This is a genomic window from Fusibacter sp. QWL-12 (assembly GCF_058683495.1).
The window spans coordinates 3,104,985-3,124,091 of record NZ_CM178745.1 but is presented as its reverse complement, the minus strand read 5'-3'; the positions used below and the strand labels follow the sequence as shown (position 1 = coordinate 3,124,091).

Annotated in this window: 20 protein-coding genes; 4 read left to right on the top strand and 16 right to left on the bottom strand. The window is 38.1% G+C overall.

Annotated elements, in window-relative coordinates; translation table 11 throughout:
- Positions 1–64: 64 nt before the first annotated feature.
- Positions 65–976: a sugar phosphate isomerase/epimerase family protein gene (locus tag AC4PID_RS14980; RefSeq protein WP_492132788.1), complete on the bottom strand. Its 912-nt coding sequence runs from the start codon at positions 974–976 to the stop codon at positions 65–67.
- Positions 977–1,221: 245 nt separating this feature from the next.
- Between AC4PID_RS14980 and AC4PID_RS14975 the strand changes: the two genes are divergently transcribed.
- Positions 1,222–2,211 (top strand): LacI family DNA-binding transcriptional regulator, encoded by a 990-nt coding sequence (locus AC4PID_RS14975; RefSeq protein WP_492132787.1) that lies wholly within the window; start codon positions 1,222–1,224, stop codon positions 2,209–2,211.
- A gap of 99 nt (positions 2,212–2,310) precedes the next feature.
- On the opposite strand, the gene AC4PID_RS14970 is transcribed toward AC4PID_RS14975, so the two are convergent.
- Both AC4PID_RS14970 and AC4PID_RS14965 read right to left on the bottom strand, forming a co-directional pair.
- Positions 2,311–2,724 carry a pyridoxamine 5'-phosphate oxidase family protein gene (locus AC4PID_RS14970; RefSeq protein WP_492132786.1) on the bottom strand — a complete coding sequence of 138 codons (414 nt, stop codon included), beginning with the start codon at positions 2,722–2,724 and terminating at the stop codon, positions 2,311–2,313.
- Positions 2,725–2,776: 52 nt separating this feature from the next.
- Entirely contained in the window at positions 2,777–3,382 is a 606-nt protein-coding gene (locus tag AC4PID_RS14965) for an FMN-dependent NADH-azoreductase (RefSeq protein ID WP_492132785.1), read from the bottom strand.
- A 142-nt stretch (positions 3,383–3,524) separates the two neighbouring features.
- Here AC4PID_RS14965 and AC4PID_RS14960 point away from each other — a divergent pair, with 142 nt between their 5' ends.
- Positions 3,525–3,941, top strand: a complete 417-nt coding sequence (locus AC4PID_RS14960) for a winged helix-turn-helix transcriptional regulator (RefSeq protein ID WP_492132784.1) — start codon at positions 3,525–3,527, stop codon at positions 3,939–3,941.
- A gap of 31 nt (positions 3,942–3,972) precedes the next feature.
- Positions 3,973–4,905: a DMT family transporter gene (locus tag AC4PID_RS14955; RefSeq protein WP_492132783.1), complete on the top strand. Its 933-nt coding sequence runs from the start codon at positions 3,973–3,975 to the stop codon at positions 4,903–4,905.
- A 66-nt stretch (positions 4,906–4,971) separates the two neighbouring features.
- Here AC4PID_RS14955 and AC4PID_RS14950 read toward each other — a convergent pair whose 3' ends face one another.
- The 11 genes from AC4PID_RS14950 to AC4PID_RS14900 all read right to left on the bottom strand — a co-directional run bounded on the left by AC4PID_RS14950 (position 4,972) and on the right by AC4PID_RS14900 (position 16,449).
- Entirely contained in the window at positions 4,972–6,114 is a 1,143-nt protein-coding gene (locus AC4PID_RS14950; RefSeq protein WP_492132782.1) for a M20 family metallopeptidase, read from the bottom strand.
- 16 nt (positions 6,115–6,130) lie between these two features.
- Positions 6,131–6,358 carry a DUF4287 domain-containing protein gene (locus tag AC4PID_RS14945; protein WP_492132781.1) on the bottom strand — a complete coding sequence of 76 codons (228 nt, stop codon included), beginning with the start codon at positions 6,356–6,358 and terminating at the stop codon, positions 6,131–6,133.
- 117 nt (positions 6,359–6,475) lie between these two features.
- Positions 6,476–7,366: a hypothetical protein gene (locus AC4PID_RS14940; RefSeq protein ID WP_492132780.1), complete on the bottom strand. Its 891-nt coding sequence runs from the start codon at positions 7,364–7,366 to the stop codon at positions 6,476–6,478.
- Between the two features lie 79 nt (positions 7,367–7,445).
- Positions 7,446–8,462, bottom strand: coding sequence for a UDP-glucose 4-epimerase GalE (galE, locus tag AC4PID_RS14935; protein ID WP_492132779.1), 1,017 nt, complete (start codon positions 8,460–8,462; stop codon positions 7,446–7,448).
- A gap of 61 nt (positions 8,463–8,523) precedes the next feature.
- Positions 8,524–9,456, bottom strand: coding sequence for a nucleotidyltransferase family protein (locus tag AC4PID_RS14930; RefSeq protein WP_492132778.1), 933 nt, complete (start codon positions 9,454–9,456; stop codon positions 8,524–8,526).
- A 40-nt stretch (positions 9,457–9,496) separates the two neighbouring features.
- A complete protein-coding gene (locus AC4PID_RS14925) occupies positions 9,497–10,570 on the bottom strand; it encodes a phosphotransferase enzyme family protein (RefSeq protein WP_492132777.1) in 1,074 nt (357 codons plus the stop codon).
- A 165-nt stretch (positions 10,571–10,735) separates the two neighbouring features.
- Complete coding sequence (gene gnpA / locus AC4PID_RS14920; protein ID WP_492132776.1) at positions 10,736–12,898, bottom strand: 1,3-beta-galactosyl-N-acetylhexosamine phosphorylase; 2,163 nt, start codon at positions 12,896–12,898, stop codon at positions 10,736–10,738.
- Between the two features lie 75 nt (positions 12,899–12,973).
- Positions 12,974–13,162 carry a DUF6903 family protein gene (locus AC4PID_RS14915; protein ID WP_492132775.1) on the bottom strand — a complete coding sequence of 63 codons (189 nt, stop codon included), beginning with the start codon at positions 13,160–13,162 and terminating at the stop codon, positions 12,974–12,976.
- Positions 13,163–13,170: 8 nt separating this feature from the next.
- Positions 13,171–14,061 (bottom strand): carbohydrate ABC transporter permease, encoded by an 891-nt coding sequence (locus AC4PID_RS14910; protein WP_492132774.1) that lies wholly within the window; start codon positions 14,059–14,061, stop codon positions 13,171–13,173.
- 14 nt (positions 14,062–14,075) lie between these two features.
- Positions 14,076–14,960 (bottom strand): carbohydrate ABC transporter permease, encoded by an 885-nt coding sequence (locus AC4PID_RS14905; RefSeq protein WP_492132773.1) that lies wholly within the window; start codon positions 14,958–14,960, stop codon positions 14,076–14,078.
- 127 nt (positions 14,961–15,087) lie between these two features.
- A complete protein-coding gene (locus AC4PID_RS14900) occupies positions 15,088–16,449 on the bottom strand; it encodes a carbohydrate ABC transporter substrate-binding protein (protein ID WP_492132772.1) in 1,362 nt (453 codons plus the stop codon).
- 302 nt (positions 16,450–16,751) lie between these two features.
- Here AC4PID_RS14900 and AC4PID_RS14895 point away from each other — a divergent pair, with 302 nt between their 5' ends.
- Complete coding sequence (locus AC4PID_RS14895; protein ID WP_492132771.1) at positions 16,752–17,588, top strand: AraC family transcriptional regulator; 837 nt, start codon at positions 16,752–16,754, stop codon at positions 17,586–17,588.
- A 65-nt stretch (positions 17,589–17,653) separates the two neighbouring features.
- Here the strand turns inward: AC4PID_RS14895 and AC4PID_RS14890 are convergent, their stop codons facing one another.
- Together AC4PID_RS14890 and AC4PID_RS14885 are read right to left on the bottom strand one after the other, a co-directional pair.
- The gene (locus AC4PID_RS14890) at positions 17,654–18,388 is read right to left on the bottom strand and encodes a DUF554 domain-containing protein (RefSeq protein WP_492132770.1); all 735 of its coding nucleotides are present in this window, start codon (positions 18,386–18,388) and stop codon (positions 17,654–17,656) included.
- A gap of 237 nt (positions 18,389–18,625) precedes the next feature.
- Positions 18,626–19,063, bottom strand: coding sequence for a hypothetical protein (locus AC4PID_RS14885; RefSeq protein WP_492132769.1), 438 nt, complete (start codon positions 19,061–19,063; stop codon positions 18,626–18,628).
- Positions 19,064–19,107: the final 44 nt, after the last annotated feature.

The following is a 19,107-nucleotide window of genomic DNA, read 5'->3' as shown; positions in this document are numbered from 1 at the left end:
AAATACATCCTCCTTTCCAAAAGAATCGTTTTCTCTATTAAATTAATCATAAAATCAAACTTGCTTATAGATATTGACTGATAAATCTATGTGCTTGGTTTAATGCTGTATACCGATCCTCCAAGCTATTTTCAAATGCCTTGTCTTCAACTTCTATCGAAACATGTCCATGATAACCTATATCCGTTAATGCAGACATGAATTTACCCCAGTTAACATCACCTAACCCAGGTAACTTAGGCAAACAATATTCAAGTGGTGTCGCCATAATGCCCACTTCATCTAGTTTGTCTTTTAGTATTTTAAGATCCTTAATATGTACATGAAAAATTTTGTCAGAGAACTCGTAAATCGGTTTAATATAGTCCATCTGTTGCCAAATAAAATGAGATGGGTCATAATTTAGACCAAAATGATCACTTGGAATCAATTCAAAAATTTGTCGCCAGATTTTAGGCGTCGTCATCAAATTTTTTCCACCTGGCCACTCATCTTCAGTAAAAAGCATCGGACAATTCTCTATCGCAACCTTTACATTTTTTTCTTCTGCAAATCGAATAATATCTGGCCAAATCTCGCCGACCCGTTTCAAGTTTTCACTAACTGATAGATTCGGGTCTCTGCCTATAAAAGTCGTAATTGTATCTACGCCAAAATCACTCGCTCTTGAGATCATCTTCTTTATATGTTCACAGTAAATTTGTCTTTTCTCTAGGTCTGGATCTAGAGGATTGGGATAGTAACCCAGCGCTGAAATTTCAAGATGATGTTTTTTAAATGTATCATTTACATTATTTACATAATTTTCATCACTTTTTTCCATATCTATATGAGTTACGCCCGCATATCTTCTTTCTGCTTTTCCAGAAGGCCAACACATAACTTCAATGCATTGAAACTCATTAGAGCTTGCAAAATCAACAACATCTTCTAAATCAAGTTCAGGTAAAATTGCACTTACAAAACCAATCTTCATAAATACCCTCCTTAAATACGAACGACATTTTTACACTTCAAATCTATCACCAATTACAAAACATGTCAACTTTAATTTCATTTTTTACACTTAAATCGATTTTTAGCACGTTTTTCGTTACATTTTTTACATTTTGAACTTTCTAGAGTTCTCTGTATAAAAATATTTACATAAAAAATGTTTGGTGATATTATAAATGTATATTTTGGAACTGATAATATTTACCAACTACAGAAAGGTATGTCATGAATAAAAAAGAAAAAGTGACCATGCATGATATCGCTGAAGCTGCGGGTGTTTCAATAGCTACGGTTTCGCGTGCCATAAACGATAAGAACAGTGTTAAAGAAAACACTTACAACAAAATTATTCGCGTTATGCGAGAAACGGGATATGAGCTCTATACCAATCAACACAATACTAATTTAATTTTAATTTTGCTCCCAGACATCGAGAATCCATTTTATTCTAAAGTAATTGCAGGGATTTCTCAGGCTGCTTCTCGACAAGGGTATCAAGAAATAATCGTAAGAACCGGAAATTGTACACTAGATTACGACTTCATCGTCAATATCGTCAACAAAACTCAAGCCGAGGGCGTGATTACACTTGATCCGATTCCATCAGCGGTTGATATTGAACGAATTTCTCAAAAGATTCCTCTGGTCCAATGTGCTGAGTATAATGAAGAAAGCTCAGCTTCATTTGTTTCGATCGACGATGCTGCCATAAGTCGCTCAGTTGTTGAAACCATGATCAGTAAAGGGAAGAAAAGAATCGCACTTATAAATGGTCCTTTAAAATACAAATATGCGCGCAAACGTCAAGAAGGTTATCTCCAAGCACTTGCAAATGCAGAGATTACACCTATAGAGAATTTAATGGTAGCATTGCCTAAGTTTAGTTATGACGCCGCTATCTCAGTAGCCACTCAGATGCTTACACTAAGCGAGCCACCTGATTGTATCTTTGCTGCATCTGATATCTTTGCTGTGGCAGCACTGAAAGCAGCTAGACGGTTGAAGCTAAAAGTACCAGAGGATGTAAGCATCATTGGATTTGATAATACCAATATTTCTATCATGTCTGAACCACCACTTACCACAGTTTGGCAGCCTCAAATCCAACTTGGATTCTTAGCAGGTGAAATGCTGATTGAACATATTAGAGATAACACCACTCCTCCACGTCAGATTTTTTTAGATGCTGAAATTATTATTCGAGAATCTATTTAGTGATTACTAAAAAAAGCAAAGGCACGTGTATGCGCTATCATACATGTGCCTTTTACTTTGGTATTACCATTTCTTAATGATGGGGTTTATTACGTAGAACTAAGCAAGTATTTGTGGCGCTTGCCCTACTGAGTATAAATAAGCGTCGACTTCATCCAAGTAGTAAACTTCAAGAAATTCATCGTCTGCTTTATACAAGTTATTTAGAACTGGGTTTTCTCTTAAAATTGCTTCTTTCGCATCTCGGTTGTCTTCAAAAACACAATTTGCAGATACTCTCACAAAGCCCTTTGATACGAGAAATGTCAGTTCGAGTGAAGAATTCTTAACGAGTTGTTGGTACATTGGTTTTCTATTATCTGTATAAAAATAGAGTTTGCTATCAAGCTCAACAAAACCATTCCCCTCAAATCCAGGTTTTCCACCAACTGGTCTCACCTTTGGTTTATTGTTTTCTACTGTAGCTAAATAAAATATCTTTGCTTCATTTAAAAAATCTACTAATCTATCCATGATTAACCTTGTGTAATTTAAGAACTCACACTCACCTTTCTAATTTATTTTCTTAGAAGTTCACAGCGATTTCTTGAGCAGATTCAACTGCAGTGCCAACTATCTCAGAAATATTCGCTCCTATGATATCAACACCTTCAACAGCGACAGTAGTGAAATCTTCAATCCCTAAAAATGCGAAAAGCGTTTTTAAATATCGATCGCCCATTTCAACGCCTGAAGCTGGACCATCAGCATATTGGCCACCTCTAGATACGATGTGGATTGCTTTTTTCCCTGTGCATAAACCAACTGGACCATTTTCAGTATATTTGAACGTTATACCTGTAATACAGATATAGTCTAAATATGCTTTAAGAATTGCAGGGAATCCTAAATTCCAAAATGGAGCAGATACTACATATTTATCAGCCTCAGCAAACTGATAAGCATATTTTAAAATTGGATGTGATTTACTTTCTTCTGTCTTCGGTCCAAATACCGCTTGAATGTCTCCTGACTTTAAGAAATTGATATCTTCTTGGTATAAATCTAACGTAATTATTTCATCTTCTGGATTATTTTTTTTATAGGTTTCAATGAATTGATCTGAAACGTTGAAAGATCTTGATACGCCTTCTGGTTTAACATTTGCTTTAATGTAAAGTACTTTGCTCATGTTCTTCTCCTTGCTTTTTTAAAATGATATTCATTTCATTTGAATTCTGATATAATTCTATCACGCAGTCTCTTTTAGACAAGTAGGCACTTTAAAGTGCTATAGTATCCTAAAAGATACTTAGAATAATAAGGAGTATGAAATGGAATCCATTATTACAGACAACAAGCACGAACTCTGTCATATGAAAGCAAATTGTAAACAATATGAGATCTGTCCTATGATTTATGTCCAAAATCTTTTATCTGGAAAGCGAAAGATATTGATTCTATGGTATCTAAGTTATCAAACATTAAGGTTTAATGAGATTAAAAGTAAAATGCCAGAAGTTACACAAAAGATGTTAACTCAACAGTTACGAAGCTTGGAAACCGATGGTCTTATTGATAGAATCGTTTATCCGATTGTCCCTCCAAAGGTAGAATACTCATTAACAGACTTAGGTAAACAGATCATTCCAATTTTAGAAGCAATGCACAACTTTGGAAGTGATTACTTAGCAAGCACATCGCATAAAAAGGTTCAGTTATTAAAAAACACAGACGAATCTGCGGGTTAAAGAATACTAAAGATTGAGAGAAACATCTTCTATGATAGGAAAAATACAACCAAAAACAACACACCCTTTCCAAAAGGAAACTGAACACACTGAACTAAAGTCAATTTTATATGTAATTATCGCCGGATGTTGTTGGGGCATAATCGGTTTATTTTCAAGACCGCTTTTAGCCATCGGTTATAGCGCAATTCAAGTCAGTCTCCTACGGGCTCTTTTTACTTCACTTTTTCTGATGATCTATACATTGGTAAAAGACAAAAGCAAATTTCACGTACAATTTAAAGACCTTTGGTTGTTCGTAGGTACAGGAATTTTAAGCATCGCAGCCTTTAATGTTTGCTACTTTATCAGCATAAGTTTAAACAGCTTGTCATTAGCAGCCATCTTGCTTTATACAGCACCATCCTTTGTAGTAATTTTCTCAAAAATAATCTTTAAAGAAAAAATTACTAAAAGCAAACTGATGGCTCTTGTACTCTCTTTCGCAGGTTCTTTTTTCGCCGCAGGATTATTCGGGAGTTCAGTACAAACCTCATTATTAGGTTTATTGGTTGGTTTAGGTTCTGGTCTTGGCTATGCACTTTACAGTATATTTAGTAAAATTGCACTAAAAAAATACAATTGGCTCACCGTTATTATGTATACCTTTATATTTGCGACGATTTCACTTTTACCGTTTTGTCACCCAGGTGAAATAAAAGGGTTACTTGTATCTTCGCCATCCTACTTAATAACAATTCTTGCTTTGAGTTTAATTTCAACGCTTTTACCTTTTTTTCTTTATACTAGTGCACTGCAAACCTTAGAAGCTGGTAAAGCATCTTTATTTACGTTTGTTGAGCCTTTGGTCGCAACTTTAGTAGGTGTCTTTTTATTTGGGGAGGATTTAACGATCAATATTGTGATTGGGATTTCATTGATTGTTGTTTCATTATTCATAACTAAAACGTCTACTCAAGCGTGATCACCTTAAAATCAAAAAAAGACAAGAGAACACGATTCTTAATCACATTCTTTTGTCTTTATTTTTTTATTTTATTAAACTCAGTAGCCCTTCTGATGCTAGAACATCATACCCTGTCTTCACCATTGCACAAACCGTTTTTTCCATGCTTTCAAACGCGTAATCCGTTAAAGTTGCCGACGCAAATTCTCTAGAGTGTGAAATTAATTCTTCATTCGAGAGCTTAAAAATACTGTGAATGGTTGGAACGACGTGACTGACATTTCCTGCATCAAGCGAACCGCTTCTAGATCTTTCAAATAAAATATCCTCAATACCGAATGATTTGGCATTCTCATAATATATATCAGTTAGTTTTTTATTGGTTTTAAAATTATCATACGCTTTCTCATAATACTTGATACTCATCTCAGTCCCTGCACCTAGCGAAGCCCCTTTTGCACAATTGATTAATCTATTTTTCAGATACTCAACTGTTTCTTTTTCATTGGCTCTCACATAGAATTGTGCAACCGCTCTGTCTGGTACGATGTTTGCCGCAACACCACCTTCTGTAATGATCCCATGAATTCTACCATCAGATGGCATATGCTCTCTAAATGCATTGAGATTATTAAATGTGTTAATCACTGCATCGAGTGCGTTGATTCCCTTTTCTGGGCTAGCTGCAGCATGCGCGGTTTGACCTTTGAAAGTAAACTCTATTGCAAGCATTGCTAGTGAACCCACTGTTGCAAAATTTTGATTACCAGGATGTGTCATTATAGCCACATCGATGTTATCAAAAGTTCCTTTATCCGCCATATCAACCTTCGCACCGTTTGTTTCTTCTGCTGGTGTCCCAAGTAAGATGACTTTTCCACCTACCTCATGAATCAAGGCCTTTGTAACCAGTGCTGCTGTAAGACCAGAAACACAAATGAGATTATGTCCACAGCCATGACCTATATCAGGTAATGCGTCGTATTCAGAAAGATAAGCTACAGTTCGGCCGGGCTTTCCACTATCATATTCTGCTCTAAAACAGGTCGGAATTCCTAAATATTGCTCTTCAACCTGAAAGCCTTCAATTTTTAGTTTCTCAACCAATCTATTGTAAATTTCATATTCCTCATCACCAAGTTCAGGGTGTTCGTACATCCAATCCGATAGTGCTTTCATTTCTGGCATGCGTGCTTTTACCTTTTCTTTTATGCTTTGATTGATCATAATACCTCCTGCTATTTTACATTTTTGAATGTTTCGTTACAATCCACTTATGAGCTAAAAAGTACTTCCAGAGTGCCATTGCATGTCCATGTCCTAGGTCGTACTCCTTTTTTAGCCAATCTGTGAAGACGGTTGCTTTCATATCCTCAACTAAAATGCCCTGACTGACTGCATTCTCTTTGATTTGTTCTGGTGTTTGACCGGTTTTGGTCGTGATATTATCAATATAAGCTTGAAATGACATAATTAACCTCCTATTTTGTAAATCTATTGACTCATTCATACCCGGTAATTGTTTAACTAAATAATTGTTAAACTAGATAATAGATAACCTAAATCATTTAAATTTTCGCGGTTTCAATTATAGGGATTCTTTAAAATAGCAGAGATAGGTATCATAGGCTTCATATCCCACTTTTAATGCCGCATCCAGCATCTTGCCTTCTGGTACAAAATTCACGATTTGTGTTAATCCTTTATTTAACCAGGTGGCTGTATTTACATAGATCAGTTCCTCTAGCAGAGTCGTTGCTTCAAACTTTGGTAATACTACAGCGCCATACACTTCGCCTGACTTCTCTGTTTGACGCATCGTGAAAATGCTTCCAACAATTTCATCGTGATCTTTAACGATATTAACCAGCCATTTTTCAAAGACACCATAGATTTTATCCGCCGTCCAATAATAATCTTTAAAGTGTATTTGATGAAAATGCCTATAGGCATCGAAGTCATCCTCTGTCAAAGTCTTTATCTCATAATTTAAAGTTATCTCTTTTAAATGACTGCTGTCAATTCTTGTTTGTACCGTGTCTTCTGTACAAATAAACCCTTTCTTTTCTAAAAACTTCTGAGAAGCTCTGTTCAGTTTTGTTGTTCCAAAATAGCAAACATATCCTTTACAAGCGACTTCAAGATAATCCATAAAGGCGGTCGCAATCTCGTCATAACGACCATCATCCATTATATAAGGACCGCCAGTCGTACCGATGTATTTTTCTTCATCGTTTACATCTATCGAAAACACGCCTATCAGCTTTTGATTTTCGTAATAGCCAAGTAATCGTTCGTACTTACTTTTCACTTTTTTATGAAACTGCTTTTCCATCACTGACCGTGAATGATAGGGTGGCGTGGTTCGCTTTGTATCAAATAGATAGGTCTGCCAAGCAAATTGAGCCGCTTCGTTTATTTGATGTTCTGAAAGTTCTATTATGTATCCCTCTGTCCTATTTTTATCTATATTAACCACTCATAGCCTCCTACATATTAATATACTTATTTTAACATAAAAACACCTCACTTGTATGTTCACAAATGAGGTGTTTTTTCTATACTTCGTACCCTGAAGGGTTTTGAGACTGCCATTTCCATGCGTCTCTTACCATGTCTTCTAAATTATAGAGCGCTTTCCAGCCCAGCTTTTCGATACTTTTCGCCGGATTAGAGTAACAGGTGCCGATATCCCCGTCTCTTCTTTCTACTATTTTATAGGCTACCTTTGTTTCATTGACTTTCTCAAATGCACGAACCATCTCAAGTACAGAATAGCCCGTTCCAGTGCCTAAATTAAAGGCCTCGCAACCATTATTGTCATTTAAATAGGCGACGGCAGCCACATGCCCCTTTGCCAAGTCTACTACGTGGATATAATCCCTTACACCGGTGCCATCTGATGTATCATAATCATCCCCATAGATGCTCAGATAAGGTCTTCGACCTATTGCCACCTGTGTGATAAATGGCATTAGATTCGTAGGTACACCAAGGGGATCTTCGCCGATCATTCCCGACTGATGCGCGCCAATCGGGTTAAAATATCTCAATAGGGCGACACCAAATTCTGCGTCTACCTTAGCCATATCCCTTAAGATCTGTTCGGTCATATATTTCGTCCAGCCGTATGGGTTAGTGCAATTGCCAGTAATGCTTTCTTCACCCAGAGGCATCTGATTATTAACGTCGTAAACGGTTGCTGAAGATGAAAAAATGATTTTCTTTACGCCGTACTTTTGCATGACCTTCGTTAAGACCAAAGATACATTAAGGTTGTTATCGTAGTAATACCATGGGTTCTTGACAGAATCGCCCACCGCCTTTAATCCGGCAAAATGAATAACGCAATCTATCTTATTTTCTGTGAAAATGGTTTCAAGTAATTTTTGATTTCTCACATCACCTTCATAAAATACCAAATCCTTTTGAGTGAGTGATTTTACTCTTTCAAGACTTTTGACACTTGAGTTACAAAGATTGTCGATGACGATAACGTCGTAACCACTGTTTAAGAGTTCCACACAGGTATGTGAACCGATGTAACCTGCACCACCTGTCACCAATATTGTCATATTCTACTCCTCGTCTATAAAACTGAATCACATAGGATCACAGTAATTGTAAATTCAGCTGTTATTTTTGCCACAATGAATGTGGATACATACCTTTATCCATCATCGTCTTTAAAGCGTCTTTTACGATCTGCTTGTCCTCAGCATAGGTAACACCATACCACTGATCGGGAGAGGACAGTACCTTAACCGTCGCTTTGTCTTCATTTAAGAGCTCAGATACAGTCGTCGGTAGAAAAAACTCTGCTTTCAAAGGATTGGCGGGAACCATTTTTTCTAAGAACTGCTCAAATCGTGCTTCTGATTCGGTTAACAAGCTTGGTGTAAAGCCCCACATGTTCATCGAAACGATGGATTTTTTATCAAGGTCATGCCAAGTGCTGCCCTCATCCAAAGTATAGCTAATCTGCTCACCCGTTTGCTCAATTCGCGTGCGCTCAACTACCGAAGTTAAATCGCCCAATGCATCGATTTCACAGACGCCACGAGATACGTAGCCATTTTCAGTAACCGTTTTTCCAATCTCATAACCCACCATGCAATAGCTGTGCTTTTGCGCATCCTCATGAGTGGCAAGATAATTGTAAATTAGGCGATAAGCCGTTTTGCCATAGTAATCATCTGCGTTGATTACTGCAAAGGGTGAACTGCCAATTGCCTCTTTAGCACATAAGACTGCGTGGCCTGTTCCCCACGGCTTGGTACGTCCGTCAGGTACAGTGAAATTATGCGGCACATTTTCAAGCTCCTGATAGGCGATTCGAAGCGTCACAGGTGCTGACTTCAAACGACTTAACACTGTTTCAGTAAAAATGGCTTCAATTGATTTTTTTATTACAAGTACCACGTTTTCAAAGCCCGCTTCTATCGCATCGTATATGGAGTAATCTAAGATGGCTTCACCATTTGGCCCAATAGGGTCAATTTGCTTTAAACCACCATAGCGACTCCCCATACCGGCAGCCATTACAACAAGAACTGGTTTATTAGACATAATAAACTCCTTTTCTTCTTCAAACTCAAATGTAAGTTTTTTATCTACTCTCTTCCGTAACGATTCTCTTCATCTCATCAAAGCGGTCAAGCATCTCAGATACAAGCTTTAGCTGGGTTCGGCAGCGGTCAAGATTGTGCTCTGGATAGCGAATTCCAAAATAATGATCGCCTTCTAGATAATCCGTTAGAAAGCGGACACCACATTCGAGCGTCATCGTTACTGCACCTAGTGGTAGAACCTCTCTTTCTTTTTCAGTCAATCCTGGGCAAGACTTTAGAAAACCTTTTGTAAAAATGCGATATAGCTCTAAGTTGATGGTTATTTTATCAAGATTCTTTTCATCCTCTGCTGCTGTCGCCGCCCCGAATCTTATAGAATCACCAAAGTCATAGGCGGTTAATCCAGGCATGGTCGTATCTAAATCGATGACGCACAGTGCCTTTCTTGTTTCAGCATCCAGCATGACATTGTTGAGCTTTGTATCATTATGCGTTACCTTTAGTGGCAGTTCACCGACTTGTAGCATACTGACAAGCTTTCCAGCGAGAGCTTCGTGCTTTAAAATAAAGTCAATTTCAGTCTGTACCTCGCTCGCCCGATTCATGGGGTTTAGTGCCAAGGCTTTTTTAAATAATCGATAACGATTGGGTGTGTTGTGAAAATTCTCTATGGTCTCATGTAAGGTCTCTGCTGGAAAGTCCTTTAATTGCTGCTGAAAGGTACCGATGCCAACTGCAGACTGATAAAAGTCTTCTGGTGACTCAGGTGTTTGGAGACAAATTGAGTTTTCGATAAAATCGTACATCCGCCAATCGCTATTGGCTTCATAATGCAGCCAATTTTGATCCGACTTTGTCTTGATTAAGGTTAAGGCACTATTGGGTTGATCGTTTTGCCGATGCAAATATTCTGTAATTGCCGCGATATTTGCTTGTAACTTAGAAACGTCTGGAAACGCACGGTTGCTGATTTTCTGTAAAATATAGCGTCGTCCAGTATTTGTCACAACGAGATAGGTGACATTTATATGTCCCTCACCATATCTTTCGCAAGAAATTGGTGTGCCCTCTATCTTAAACTGCTCTATTATATGCTCATAAAATTTATCCATTTGATTTCTCCATAAATTAAATCTTCGGAGATTGAGTCCTCAGATTTTACATCAATTTCTTTGCTGCTAAGTGAAAATCTTCAGGCATCGAGCCTTCAGATTTTACCAAAAACGAGATTTTGGCTTAATTAAAAAAAACCGCCCTGCTAAGCAGGGCGGCTAACCTTAAATTTCATACCACCTTATCTCATTAGCATCCATATCTAAGGCGAATGAGCCAATATCTGTAAATACAGTCGTAGACTGAGGCTCATACGTATTATTCACTACGCAATATTTTCCGTTTTTAACGAAGGCATGAACCTCGACGTTGTAGTTGGTTGAAAACCATTTGTATAGGTCTTGTTCGCCATGTGACGCCCATAAAATAGCGCGATATAAGATGCGACTATTTTCAAACGAGTATGGTAAACCAGATATATAAACGCTTCTACCCTCTCCAAAAGCATTGACAGCCATTTGCACTTCTTTGTCTCTTTGAACGAGAATCTCAGTTTCTGGGAGTGCATAAATGCTCTTTTTACCCTCACCAAAATCCACTGAGTTCTTAACATCTTCTAAAATAAAGTGATTCTGAACAGGCTCCCAATTGTATTTGTCATAATTGAGCGTCATACCCGTTTCTTTTTCAACACCGAGAACGGTGCTCAGCTGAAGGTAATGTCCTTGGTATTGATGACCAGTTGGCTCGCCCACGCCGATAAAACCGCCACCACGATGGACAAAGCCCCTAATCGCCGCAACAATCTTTGGATCTTGCCATTCAACGCCACCCGTCTGAGCAGTATCGGCATCCCCGACGTTGATAATCACATCGATTTCTTCTAATAATGTTGCATCATTTCGGATATCGTCAAACGAGATAAACTTTACATCAAACGGTGCTCCTGAAAGCGCTTCTATAATACCAGCATAAGAGTAGTTTTGTTTTTGATAGAGCGCATGATGAACCATATGACTTCCCCATGCTCTCATTTTCCCCCAGCTGTTAAGAACTGCCACACGTTTAACGCAGTAGGGTGTCGTCCCTTTAATGTTCTCATATAAAACTCTAAACTCATTGCACACCGACTCAATATATTCGATGAAATCAGGGAACTGGAGAGCGAGCTTTAAGTAACCACCGTATCCGATTCGATCGATGGGTTTTCTTAAAATCGCACGTCGTGCTCCCACCCAATTTTCTTTGGCTTCTTTTACTGGGTTCCCGCCCTCATAGAAGGTATCTGGGAAAAAGTAAGGTAAAAACCTACCCTCGGTATACTTGACATTAGGAATATCTGAAATCAATCTAAGCGTAGAGCCATTGCCAACTGAACCGACAACCGCATCCATACCAATGGTCTTCCACTCATCCATGAACGGCTCCATTCCGATCCAGTGATCACCTAAGAACATCATGGCTTCAAGACCCATCTCATGTGTAATGTCTACCATTTCCTTGCTTAGCTTTGCAACTTCACGTCTTTGGAAGGCTTGAAAATCCTTGAACTCCTTTGATGGAATTCTATATTGGTTATTATAATAGCCTTGGTCAACGATAAACTCAGGTCTAAACTTATAGCCAACTTCGGCTTCGAACTGTTCTAAAATATACGGCGAAACAGAGGCTGAGTAGCCGTACCAATCCACGTATTTCTCTCTTTTAAGTTCATCAAACATCAGTGTGAATTGATGAAAAAAGGTCGTAAACCTTATTACATTCACATATGGGTTATCCTTGATAAACTTTCTGAGTCTTTCCATTGTAAAAGCCTTTGTTTTAGGCTGTCTCACGTCGAAGGTGATTTGATGCTCAAAATTCTCCCAATTATTCGTCACTGCGTTATACATATGGACGGGATCCCAAATGATATAGCCCAAAAAGGCAACCGTATATTCGTGATATAAAACTGGATTTTGAATCACCACACAGTTGGTTTCGGCATTGTAATGCCAAGCATCTGTAGCCAGTGGTTTACCAGTTGTACGGTCCATAACCTCCCACCAACGTTTGATGTCATCACGCGTGTTCACTTCGATCAGCTCTTGGGAGATCCCTTTTAAAAGATTAATTTCTAACTTTTCTTCTGTTGCCGTGTGAAAGCCCGTCATGATGTAGCATTGCTGCACTTCATCGGGATTGGCTTTTGCCCATGTATTGTCTTTACGCGTGGTGTAATAAGTTGCATATATTTTTGCATTTTGGCTTTGTAGCTCTCTTGGAAAATCCGTTCCATCGCAGTCACGGATCGCATCAGCACCCCATCTTTTTATAAGATCTATCGTTTCTGGGACAACATCTATATCTGTGGGGATCGTAACTCTACCATAATTGTTATTACTCATAGAATCTCCTAAGATGAAATTTATTATTTGTATTTATTATTTGTATTTATTATTTGTATTTATTATTTGTATTTATTATTTGTATTTATCGTTATAAATGCCCATAGCGGTCAGAAGTAATGCGACGCCAACGATCATTAGCCCAAGTCCTATTAATTGACCCGTCATCTTCCAGCCAATGATTACTAATACAAAACCTAATAGGCTAAAAATTGTAATTAACATCAACCGCAGTGCTTCATTGTCTTTTGGAAAAATTCTCATTCTGCCACCTAACCTTTCAGTCCGCCAACCGTCATTCCCTTAGTCAAGTTCTTTTGAACGAGAATATAGAGGATGAGTGTCGGTAACATAACCAGAACAAGTCCTGCGTACATCGGTCCATAATTTGCCGCTGACTGCTGTGCTTGCATTAGATTTAAAAGTCCAACGGGAAGTGTTTTCGGCCCTTTTGCTGAACTCATAAGCGTCATTGAAATGATGTACTCATTCCAGAAAGATAAAAAGTTAAACAGTATGACCGTAATAATCGATGGTTTTGCCATTGGAAAAATCACTTGAATCATCGTTCTCCCATATCCAGCACCATCGATGTATGCCGCTTCTTCGAAATCCTTTGGAATCGTAACAAAATAACTTGAAATCAGGTAAATGGTAAAGGGCAAAGCCGTCGCAGCATATACGACTGCAAGTACCGTAAGATTGTTCAGTAACAGCGCCTCACCAAAGGCTTTCTTAATCATCTGATCCCCATCTTTCAGCATAAGAAAAATCGGTACGACAATGTAATTGACGTTGATAAATAAGCCCGCCATAAAAGCAGTATTTAAAAATTTAGCACCTTTAAACTTAAATCTAGCGAGGCAATACGAAGCAGGTAAAGCAACAACCAGTAATATGACGAGTGCAAGTGCAGTGACATATACTGAATTCAGCATATACTCGCCCATTTTTGCAGTTGTCCAAGCATCTTTAAAGTTTTCCCAATAGAAGCTAGCAGGTAAACTCCAAGGATTTGCATAAAACTCTACATTCTGCTTGATGGATGCCATGAAGACCCAAGCCACAGGTATAATAATGGATAAAGCCATCAAGGTCAGTACACAATAGACAAATACTTTATATAATTTTTCGCTCGAAGAGGTACGCTCTTTAGATCTCATATTTTTCCTCCTCCTTAGAATTCCAGAACATCACGCTTAGTTACCTTATTTACCAGCGCAGACAATGCAAAGGAAAATAGAAAAATCATAACGCCAATTGCCATCGAATAGCCAAATAAACCAGCGTCTTTTTGACTGTACATATAGCCAAGTGCCACTTCAGAAGCCCCGTTCGGACCTCCTGAGGTCATTGATTTTACAAATAAAAACGCCATGTTTATGGTTGATATGATAAAAAAGGTTAAAGTCGTTCTAATATTCGTCCAAATTAATGGAATGGTGATTTGAAAGAACTGGGTCAATCTGCTAGCGCCTTCAAGTCCTGCACTTTCATATAAGCTTTCAGGAATACTCGACATCGATGCCATATACATAACGAGATAATAGCCAACCGCTTGCCATACCATCGCCATAATGATACTTACCATGACCAGTTTTTCGCCCTTCCATAGGATGGGGTTAGATAGATCAGTAAAAAGACCGATTATGGAATTTAGCATTCCGTTTTCTGGTTTGTAAATGGCTGAGAATATACCTGAAATGACAACAATTGACAGAATGTTAGGAATGTAAAACACGATTCTAAAGAAATTCTGTCCCTTGATATTTTCACGAGTCAATATCGCAGCAAATACTATTGCTGTACAAAATGTAATGATGGTAACCACCACAATCAGCAGAATTGTATTTTGCATAGATCTGATGAACTGAGCATCATTTAGTAAATACAAAAAGTTGTCCAAGCCTACAAAGGTTTCTTTAGGTGAATAAGCACCTCTTTGAAATAATGACATTCTAAAAACATTAATTGTAGGTAAAATCATGAATACAGTAAACAAAATCACTGCCGGAGCGACGCACAGCAATATAAAGCTGCTCCGTCCAATACTCTTTTTCATAATAAGGTCGCTCCTTTCTATAGCGTTTTAATGAAGTGTTTTAATGAAGCTTTTTATTGAAGTTTCTTATAACTTAGAAAGTCGGCGGGTTGCCCCGCCACCTTTCAATTTAAAGAAGAGAATTTGGTTATTTTAAATTACCGCGCATCTGATCGTTAACTGCTTTAATATTTTCTAACCATTGATCAACCGTTAATTCACCTGAAACAAGTGAGTTAACTGGCTCGAAGAATACTGTAGAAGTTTCTACACCTGGAATTGCATCGAATGCTGCAAAGTTACCCATAGCTGATTTTGCGCCATTGTCGTAAATCGAGTAAAACATTACGTTATCGCCTTCTAACTTATCTGCTATACCAAGTACTGGTTGAATTGCGCCTGTTTTAGCAAAGATTTCAGCTGCTGTATCAGAATATAAAAATGCGATGAATTGTTTCGCTGCATCTACATTTTCAGCACCTGCTGGTATCCAAGCTTGCTCGAACCAGCTGTAAGAATAGCCTGCTTCACCTTCAGAAATCGCTGGTAATGCAGTCATACCCCATTTGAAGCCATCTGCTCTCGGTGCTTCAGCCATTTCGCCTACAATCCATGTACCATTTGGCATAAATAGCGCTTTATTGTCTAATACCAATTGTTGATTTTGAGTAAAATCTTGGTTGTTTGCTTGAGCTGGTGTAATTGGGTTAGTGTAAGCTGCTAATTTTCCAATGATATCAAAAATTTGTTTTGCTTCTTCAGTATCCCAAATTCCAGCTTCATAATGTGTTGCTGCATCAAAGAACTCAGCACCGCCTACTGAATACATTAGTGAATATAAGAATGCGTCAAAGTAGCCTGCAGTAGGATAAGTGAAAAGTGAGATCCCCTCTGCTTTAGCTGTTTCTCCAAGTGCCCACATTTCATCCCAAGTTGTTGGCACTTCCCAGCCTTTTTCTTCAAATAAGCCGGCATTATAGAATAAACCACAAGGTGAATAGAACATCGGTGCTAAATAAGTTTTACCATCACCGTAAGGGTTTGTTAGTGATGTATCTGTAAAGCCACCAGCGATTTTATCAGAAACTTTTACTGATTCACCTGGTACGGTCATTGATAATACGTCTGTAAGATCTGCAATGTTGTTATCTTTTATAAATTGTTCAGTTAAACCCGCTGGTCGACCCGTCGCTAAGTGAATCACATCTGGAAACTCTCCGCCTTGCATCGCAGGACCAATAAGGTCTTCAAGGTTTTTATCTGTTGTTAATTCTACTTTGATACCTGTTTGTGCTGTAAATGCTTCAGCAACCTCGCGCCATCCTTCAGAACCGTACGCCGTTTCAATAGCTGCTACCGAAATCGTTACGTCGCTCCCCACCACTTCTGATGATGTCGCCTCACTTGAAGCCGCATTTGTTGTTTCTGTAGTTTGCTCTGCCGCATTGCCACAAGCAACCAAACTTAAAGTCATGACAAAAACTAACAGTATTGCAATGATCTTCTTCATTGTTAATTCCTCCATAAATAGTTATTTTGTCTTTTTCTGAACCTATACCCAGTATAGACTTATGGGATGATTAAGCAATCATGATTTTGCCCATAATTTTATATATATTGCGGTATTTATAATTTTTTAAGCTTTTTTGAACGTTTTTGATAAAACGACATCAAAACATTTATTTTACTGGGTTTGAGCTAATGTTAATCAATCACATCACTTTAATTTTACTAAAATGACATTTGTGTTTTCATAAGATTAGCAATATACTACAAGTATATGTAATTACTCAAATAAGCGAGGGTTTCCTTATGAGTCATAAGCGCTTTTCTTTAAATAATGAGTCCAATATAAGAACCTCTTTAAGACTTCTCAACGTGGATAGTTCTAAATACTCCGGCGACTGGGATTCGTTTCCTCATTCACATAAATACGCTGAGTTATTCTATGTGCTAGGTGGCAAAGGTGAATTCCAAATTGAACAGGAATTTTATCCTGTATCACCCAAACAGCTCATCATCATCAACCCAAACGTTCTCCATACGGAAATCAGTTATCAGGACTCACCGCTTGAATACGCTGTACTTGGAATCGAAGGTCTAGAGCTGTCCGAATACACCGAAGGTGAAAACAGGTTTAAAATTCTAGATTTCAACGACGGAGATGACATAACAACCTGTCTTAGAAACATCCTTCAAGAAACCACAGACAGTCAACCCGGCAATCAAACCGTCTGCCAAGCGTATATGGAAATCTTAATTGTCAGATTGATGCGACGGATCAATCTATCTTTAAATACCACGCCCCTACCAACTTCAAGCAGACAATGCGCCATCGTTCGCAGATATATCGACGCACACTATAAAGAAAATCTCACACTTGAGCAGCTTGCAAATATCTCACATCTAAACAAATACTATTTGGTGCACTCATTTAAAGAGGAATACGGTGTAAGCCCAATCAACTACCAAATTGATCGAAGAATCCTAGAAAGCTGTGTCCTCTTAACACAAACCGATATGTCCTTGTCCCAAATATCCCAAGTAGTCGGCTTTTCATCACCAAGCTATTTTTCTCAAATGTTTCGAAAATCCAAAGGCATGAGCCCAACTAAGTATCGAACCAAGACAAATACTGTAACGAGTTAACATAAAACGACCTACTTCTATTGTATAAAAGTAGGTCGTTCTTTTGTGTTAATGTTTGTTAATGACTATAATGTAATCAATGGTACGATCCAATTGGCCCAAATCCAGCTAATCGGCATTACGATTACCATTGCAGGTATCATATCAGCAACTGGAAACTCTTTAATTTTTGTCATTCTAAAACCTGTTGCAAGAAGTAAAAAACCACCGCAGGCTTTAAAGTCGCCAATCATATCTGGCGTCGTAAGTGGAAAAATCAATTGCGCACTTAATGCAAGCGCGCCAAATATAATGAATTGTGGAACAGCTACCATTGAAACGACGATGCCTAGGTTACACGCAAAAATAGCTGCTGTAAAAAAATCAAGAATAGACTTTGAAATCAATATCGTACTGTCTCCCGTCATTCCTGCATCTATACTGCCATAGATCCCAGAGCCACTTGCACAAAATAATACGACTATCGTAACCAAGGTTGCTGTTACATTATCATCTGACAATTTCGTGTGGCCGTGTTTCATCCACTTAGCAATAGGTTTTTGCAGTGAAAGCGCACCAGTGGTTATCCATTTGTTTAAATCTATGATAAATCCAAAAATTGTTCCTAAAACAACAGATAGAATCACAGCTGGCATAAATTTCATCATATCAATAGCGACTATGCCCATGCCGATGGCGCATACGCCAAAAATAAGTGTTAAATTGTCCTTAATTCTTGCTGGTAGCTTATTACCCATAAGTGTACCAACGATTCCGCCTAATACGACTGATAATACGTTGATGGTAACTCCAATTGGCATTAAATATCGACTCCTATACTATTGTATTGCGTTCTAAATGTTAGAACCACAGCGTTCCAACGTTTTGATGCTATAATTACTATAGTCACTTTAACACCAAGTGTCAATCCATGCCCTGTCACTACACATCACTTCATAAGAAAATAAGCTTACGAGCGATGCAACTCATAAGCTTATACTTGTTTAAATGACAAATAGACGTTAGCAATATTTTGGACTTAAGTTTATGTTAACAAATTAACAACTTTCGTCGTGGAGATATATGTGTTCCTTAATTTGCTCTAACAACTGATCTTTTTTCTGATCCTGAAGCTTACTTTGATCTAATGTTATGAGTAAATCCATAAGCTGCTCTCGACTTCTAGTTTTCAACCACTCGTGTAATTTAAACCAATCTTGTTCATTCAACATCTCTCTTATTTTCAACATGTCTTGAGTCATAAGCATGTCCTGTGTCATAAGCTTGTCCTGAGTTTTAAGCATGTCTTTGTCTTGAACTCTGTCTTGTACACAATCACCACAGTTTACGTAGTTGCATGTTTCAACACAAGTGCCATCTCGTAATTGTAATTGATCTCTAATTTGATCACCATTACCCTTACATGCTGCGAATACAGTGGTACTTGATAGTATCACTAACATACTCATTAATAGAATTGCTATGCCTTTTTTCATAAAATTCACCTCGCTCCCATGATTTTCAAAATTCTATTTGTCAC